We start from the raw sequence: 6,704 nt of genomic DNA, 5'->3' as shown, positions 1-6,704 counted from the left end.
CGCAAGGAACGCCTCGGGGCCGACCGCAACCGGCTCGTACCGTTCGTGGGCACCATTTTCCCCAACGTGTCCTTCCACGGCAACCAGCCGCGCAACCTGTGCGTGTGGCATCCGCACGGACCGGAGTCGACCGAAGCTTGGCGCTTTTTCCTGGTGGACGCCGACGCTCCGCAGGAGGTCAAGGATTTCCTGCGTACCTACTACATGCGCTATTCCGGCCCGGCCGGCATGACCGAGCAGGACGATATGGAGAACTGGAACTACGCCACGGCCGGCAGCCGCGGCGTGATCGCCCGGCGCTACCCGTTCAACTACACGCAGTCGCTCGGCAAGGTGAGCACCGACGGGCCCGTGCCCGGCAACGTCAGCGTCCAGGTCAGCGAAGAAAACCCGCGACAGTTCTACCGCCGCTGGCGCGACTACATGAACGGCGCCGACTGGGACACGCTGCTGGGCCGCAAGGACAAGGAGCCGGCGAGCTTCGCCGAGTAGCGCATGGCCGTCGTCATCGTCACCGGCGGAACCTTCGGACTGGGCCAGTCCATCACGGTCGAACTGGCGCGCCGTGGACACCAGGTGGTGGCCTTCGGTCTGGCGCAGCCCCAGGTATCCAGCACCGCCAGGGGCATGGAGTCCGTGCTGCAGGAACTGGAGCAAGCCGGCTGCAAGGCCGATGTGCTGGAAGCGGACGTCTCCGAAGCGGCCGACGTCCGCCGCGTCGTCGACCATGCCGTGGTGAAGTACGGCGCCGTACATGGCCTCGTGAACAACGCCGCCATCGGCCCGCTCGGCACCGTCCTCACCACCGACGAGTCGGTGTTCGAGAAGATCTTCGACGTCAACGTCAAGGGCACTTACCTGATGAGCCGCGCCGCGCTGCCGCACATGATCCGTGCGGGTGGCGGCTCGATCGTCAACATCGGCTCCGGCGCCGGCTACGGCAAGCCCAACATGGCCGCCTACGCTTGCAGCAAGGGCGCCATCGTCGCGCTGAGCATGGCAATGGCGTACGACCATTTCCACGATCGCGTGCGCGTCAACGTCGCGATTCCCGGTGGCGGCGGCATCGTGTCCGGCATGAGCGTCGGCCGTTTCGGCGGCGACGTCGACGCCTTCCTGCGCAAGGGTGCACAGGGCACCGTGGCCGGGCGGCCGGCCACGGGCCGCGACCTCGCCAATGCCGTCGCGTTCCTCCTGTCCGACGACGCCGCCACGATCTCGGGCACGGTGATCGATGTCGGTTGCTTCTCGCACCAGGGCGGGCCGTTGCAACCCAAAGCTTGAGACCTCTCCGGGAGCAAAGAACATGTCTGAAATTGCCGAAGCCACGGCCCCCGTTGCCGCCGCACCCCGCCTAGCGCGCGACAGCCGCTACTACGAGACCAAGCGCGAGATAGAGGAATTCCTGTACGACGAAGCCAACCTCCTTGACGAGCGGCGCTTCACCGAATGGCTCGACACGCTGGCCGAAGATCTGCGCTACTTCATGCCGATGGAGTTCAACGTGAAATTCGGCGAGCACGCGAAGCGCGAACTCACGAAGCGCGAAGAGCAGATGAGCTGGTTCAACGAGGGCAAGTGGTCGCTGGGCAAGCGCGCCGAGCAGATCCTCACCGGCGTGCACTGGGCCGAGGAGCCGCTGTCGCGCGTCTGCCGCATGGTCAGCAACGTGCAGTTGAAGGCGATTGAAATGAATGCGGGCGGTGAGCTCGAAGTCGAGGTGACAAGCCGCTTCCTCATCTATCAAAACCGCTGCGAGTACGAGGAGTACTTCTTCGTGGGCGATCGCCTCGACCGCGTGCGCCAGACCGCCGACGGCTGGAAGCTGGCCGACCGCGAGATCCGCATCCACCAGAACGTGCTGCTCGCCAAGAACCTCACCGTTTTCTTCTAGGAACACGCCATGCTGAACCTGCTTGAAGTCGAACCGGGCCAAGTGATCCGGCTCAAGGACGGCACCAATGCCGAGGTGCTGGAGAACGTCGGCGATGGCCTTTGGCTGAACGCCCGACTTGCTGGCGGCGACGAGGAGCTCGTCTTCTGCGAAGACATCGTCGGACTCGCCGAGCCCACCACCTGATGAACAGCGACTGCTTCCACCCGGCCAGAACATGAGCATGAATTTCCAGGCCCGCGTGCTGGTCGTCGGCGCGGGCCCCGTGGGCCTGACGCTAGCGATGGACCTCGCCCAGCGCGGCGTTTCGGTGGTGGTCGCCGAAACGCGCTACCGCGGTGAGCCGCCTAACGTGAAGTGCAACCACGTCTCGGCCCGCTCGATGGAGATCTTCCGCCGCCTGGGCGTGGCCAGGGCACTGCGTGACTCCGGGCTGCCTGCCGACCATGCGAACGACGTTTCGTACCGGACGACGTTCACCGGCGAGGAACTGTCGCGCATCCACATTCCCTCGCGCCAGGACCGCTACACCGACAAGAGCGGGCCCGACGGCTGGTGGCCGACGCCGGAGCCGCCGCACCGCATCAACCAGATTTACCTGGAGCCTGTCCTTTTTGCGCATGCGGAGGCGACGCCCGGCGTGAGCATCCTGAACCGCACGCGCATCGATGAATTCACCCAGGACATCGACGGCGTGTGCGCGCGCGGCGTCCACCTGGACACGGGCGAAGCGGTCGAGATCCGGTGCGAATACCTGGTCGGCTGCGATGGCGCCCGTTCGGCAGTGCGCAAGGCCATCGGTGCCAGGCTCGCCGGAACGGATGTCGTGGGCCGCGTGCAGTCCACGTACTTCCGCGCGCCCGACCTGCTGCAACGCTCGACGCACCCTCCGGCGTGGGCCACCTTCTCGCTCAATCCTCGGCGCAGCGGCAACGTCTATGCCATCGATGGGAAGCAAACCTTTTTGCTGCACAACTACCTGCGAGCCGACGAAACCGACTTCGACGCGGTCGACCGCGACTGGGCCATCCGCACCATCCTCGGTGTCGGTGCCGATTTCAAGTACGAGATCCTCTCCAAGGAAGACTGGACAGGCCGGCGGCTGGTGGCCGACAAGTTCCGCGACCGGCGGGTGTTCATCTGCGGCGACGCGTCGCACCTGTGGATCCCGATGGCGGGGTACGGCATGAACGCCGGCATCGCCGATGCCATGAACCTGTCCTGGCAACTCGCCGCGCGGCTGAATGGCTGGGGCGGTGAAGCCATCCTGGGCGCCTATGAGTCCGAACGCCTGCCGATCACCGAGCAGGTTTCGAATTTCGCGATGAACCATGCCCTGGCGCTGCAGAAGGAGCGCGAGGGCGTGCCGGTGGGTATCGAGGAGCCGGGTCCCGGGGGGGAGGCGGCGCGCGCCGCCGCCGGTCGTGCGCTGTACGACCTGAACGTCAAGCAGTACTGCTGCGCTGGGTTGAACTTCGGTTACTACTACGACGCGTCCAGCCTGATCGCCTACGACGGCGAGGCGCCGCCGGCTTACTCGATGGACCAGTTCACACCCTCCACCGTGCCTGGTTGCCGCACGCCGCACATCTGGCTGGAAGACGGCCGCTCGTTGTATGACGCGATGGGCCCGGACTACACCCTGCTGTGCCTGGACCCCGCAGCCGACGCGACGCCACTGCTGGAGGCCGCCGCGCGCCGGAGCGTGCCGCTGGTGATGCTCGACGTGCGCTCCCCGGAAGCCGCCGGCATCTACCGCCACGCCTTCGTGCTGTCGCGGCCCGACCAGCACGTGGCCTGGCGTGGCGACCGCATCCCCGAAGACGTCGTGGCGCTGGTGGATCGCGTGCGCGGCTGCTTCAAGACCCCCGTCTCCATGAATGTCCCCGCATGAGCCACTGCAATCTCGAGTTCGATGTCGCCCCGTCCCGCCTGAGCGGAACGGTGTACGGCACGCTCGACGAGAAGACCATCATCGGCCCGATGATCTCGCAGGCGCACCTGGCCAAGGTGCGCAGCTACATCGAGCCGGGCCCCAGGAAGGCGCGACCCTGATGTGCGGCGGCCTCGGCGCACCGGATCTGACGGACCGCGTGAAGAAGAGCAACTTTGTGCTGCCCACCGTCTTTGCCAACGTCGACAACCGCATGCAGATCGCGCAGCAAGAGATCTTCGGGCCGGTGGCCTGCCTGACTTCGTTGGACGACGAGGCGGATGCGATCCGTATTGCCAACGACATCGCCTACGGATTGGCCAGCTATGTCTGGACCGAGAACGTCGGCCGCGCCCACCTGGTGGCGGCTGCGGTCGAGGCCGGCATGTGCTTCGTCAACAGCCAGAACGTGCGCGACCTGCGGCAGCCGTTCGGCGGCACCAAGGCCTCCGGCACCGGCCGCGAGGGCGGCACCTGGAGCTACGATGCCTTTCTCGAGCCCAAGAACATCGCCGTGTCTCTCGGCGCCCACCGCATTCCGCACTGGGGCGTCTGAGGCAGCGCGCGATGAGCCGTGCGGCATGAAAAAATTGCTGTTCGCCATGAGCCATGAGCCATGAGCCATGAGCCATGAGCCGCGAGCCGGACGAGGCCCGCGAGCGAGCGGTGAGGATGGTGCAGGAGTACAAGGGGGAGTACTTGTCCTTCGGGCAGCGGTCGAATCGATCGCACGGTCTCACGAGAGCCGACACGCATCGCTGCAACTCGCCGAGCCAAGCTCGAGTATCGGGCCTCTGTTGCGCAGTGGAAGGAAGGGTTTGCTGGCAGAAGGCCGAAACGTGGAAAGCGCGCGCTTCCTTGTGCGTCTCCTGCAGAATGCGAGTCAAATCTCGTGCATCAACCGAAAGACGCTGCCGCGGGGCTGCAGCCGGTCGCCATCGACCCGCCAGAACCGCTGCCCCAGGTTCGTCATCAGGAAGTCGCGGCGACGATCGACGCGCCCCGCGCCGAGCACGCTTTTGAGAACCACATAGCGCACTTCCCCCTTGGGCGAAAGAAGCACCGTGCAGCCGCCGTGGTGCGTGAAGCCGGGGCCATCGGCCGTGGGCGCGACATGCATTGCCTGTGTGATCTCCGCGACCAGGTCGAACACGATCTGGCCGTTCGGGCCGGCGCGCCGGGCCGTGCGGATGGACTCCACGGTGGGCAAGCCGACCGCGTTCGGGCCCAACCGCGGATCGTCCTGCGCCGCCAGCCCGAATTCCTCCAGCCGCTCGCGCTCGGTGACGAAGTGCCCGAGCGCCGCCGCTTGCCGGCGCAGCTCCTCGACGCTGGCGGCCTGGGCCGGGTCGCCCTGGAACCGCAAGGTGGCGAAATCCAGGCCGGCCACCGGCGGCAGGTCGACGCGGGGACCTTGCCACAGCAGTGAATCCTGCGAGAGATGCTGGGACGTGCGCGGGTAGATCCGGCGTCGCCAGAATGCATCCACCAGAGCACCGCGGTAGTCCCAGGGATCGTCGGGCACCAGGTCGTAGTCCGCGGTGATCAGGGCCCGCAGGTAGTCGCCGAACATCATCCCGGTTGGCGGACAGTAGTCGATGGCGCGGATGCAGATCGCAAGGAACTGGCTGGCGAGCTTGCCGGCCTTGGCGGCGAGCAACTGCTGCAGGTCATGCGGCAATTCGCCCGGCGGCAGCACGCCGGTGCCGCCGGTGGCCAGGCGCACGATGGCTTCGGTCTTGCGGCGGAACACCGTGCTGAAGGCTTCGAAGATCGCGCTCACCAGAACGGCGCCCAGGGCGTGGGGCTCCAGGTCGTCCCGGTACTCGCGGTGTTCGCCGTGCTCGAGCGCGGTGCGCAGCGGTCCTTGTCGGCCGGTGGCGCGGCTGAACTGGCTCGCGACCTGGGCCAGCAGCGCCGCCTGTTCCAGCGCGCCGCGGCACTGCCGGATCGCGCTGCGCACCACGTCGGGGTAGCTGAAATGCTGGAAGACGGCCACCAGGTCCGCGAAGGCCTCGTGAAAGGCGATCACGTCCGGGTTGGTGGGGACCATGAAGTGCGCGCGCAGCCCGTCCAGCAGCGCGTGGGTCATCTCGTGCACCACGATGTCGTGAGACAGGCAGGTGAACACGATGCCCCCGGCCATGGTTCTGTCGGTCGGGTGTTCACCGGCGGGAAAATAGCCGAAGTGCAGCTCGCCGCGGTTGTCGACGCGCTCGTAGTAGGCGTTGCGCATCCTGGCGTGGTGCGGTCGCACGATGAGCCGGGCAGGCTCGTCCGGGCCGCCGAAGCTCCAGGAAGGCGTGCGCCCCAGTGCCGTGCGGAAAGCGGAATACGCATTGCTGCACACCGCATACACCATCTGCTGGTGGAACCGTGGGTCCGACAGCGATGGCTCATAGCCGTCGGCGATCAGCACGTTCCGCTCGTCGAGGTCGGCCTTGCGGCGCGCGCGGCCGGTGGGGTCGGTGTCGTCCACGGCGATCAGCTTGCCCACCGGGCCAGGTTCCAGCGGCTCGTACGCCACGTTGACGTTGGCCACGGCGCCTTCCAGGCGTGTGTGCGCCGGATCGACGGCGTAGATTCGCAACGACCGGTAAAGGGGTTCGTCGGCCTTGCGCTCATGCGGCGTGGCCGCCGCACGCAGCACGCCCATGCCGATGGCGTACTGGCGGCCTTCGCCCGGATACTGACGGGCGAAGGGCGCCCCGGCCGCGCCGGGCTCCTCCCCGACTCGGCTTGCCGCATCGGCAGCGACGGCTTCGGTCGTGGTGGCGCCCTGGTGATCCGCCACGATCAGGCCCTGGCGGTCAACGCCTGCACCGACTGCGACAGGGCCCGCACCGCCTGCTCCAGCGCCGCTTCGCGCGCGCCGCC

The 6,704-nt window shown here is 67.1% G+C and carries 6 protein-coding genes and 1 pseudogene; 6 read left to right on the top strand and 1 reads right to left on the bottom strand.

Features of this window, described 5'->3' with window-relative positions; all coding sequences use genetic code 11:
• From JWP65_RS04310 to JWP65_RS04285, 6 genes and pseudogenes are all read left to right on the top strand, one after another.
• Nucleotides 1–492: SRPBCC family protein (locus tag JWP65_RS04310; protein WP_299760685.1), on the top strand; the 492-nt coding region annotated here is incomplete at its 5' end.
• Between the two features lie 3 nt (nucleotides 493–495).
• A complete protein-coding gene (locus JWP65_RS04305; protein WP_299760683.1) occupies nucleotides 496–1,284 on the top strand; it encodes an SDR family NAD(P)-dependent oxidoreductase in 789 nt (262 codons plus the stop codon).
• 22 nt (nucleotides 1,285–1,306) lie between these two features.
• Nucleotides 1,307–1,894 (top strand): 3-phenylpropionate/cinnamic acid dioxygenase subunit beta, encoded by a 588-nt coding sequence (locus JWP65_RS04300; protein WP_299760681.1) that lies wholly within the window; start codon nucleotides 1,307–1,309, stop codon nucleotides 1,892–1,894.
• A gap of 9 nt (nucleotides 1,895–1,903) precedes the next feature.
• A complete protein-coding gene (locus JWP65_RS04295) occupies nucleotides 1,904–2,080 on the top strand; it encodes a hypothetical protein (RefSeq protein WP_299760679.1) in 177 nt (58 codons plus the stop codon).
• 31 nt (nucleotides 2,081–2,111) lie between these two features.
• A complete protein-coding gene (locus JWP65_RS04290) occupies nucleotides 2,112–3,788 on the top strand; it encodes an FAD-dependent oxidoreductase (protein ID WP_299760677.1) in 1,677 nt (558 codons plus the stop codon).
• A gap of 62 nt (nucleotides 3,789–3,850) precedes the next feature.
• Nucleotides 3,851–4,383: pseudogene (locus tag JWP65_RS04285) on the top strand (aldehyde dehydrogenase family protein); the annotation flags it as partial.
• 327 nt (nucleotides 4,384–4,710) lie between these two features.
• Here the strand turns inward: JWP65_RS04285 and JWP65_RS04280 are convergent.
• Complete coding sequence (locus tag JWP65_RS04280) at nucleotides 4,711–6,621, bottom strand: hypothetical protein (RefSeq protein WP_299760675.1); 1,911 nt, start codon at nucleotides 6,619–6,621, stop codon at nucleotides 4,711–4,713.
• Nucleotides 6,622–6,704 lie beyond the last annotated feature (83 nt).

It is taken from the genome of Ramlibacter sp. (assembly GCF_028292805.1).
GTDB lineage: Bacteria > Pseudomonadota > Gammaproteobacteria > Burkholderiales > Burkholderiaceae_C > Ramlibacter.
This window is presented reverse-complemented; position numbering and strand designations above follow the sequence as displayed.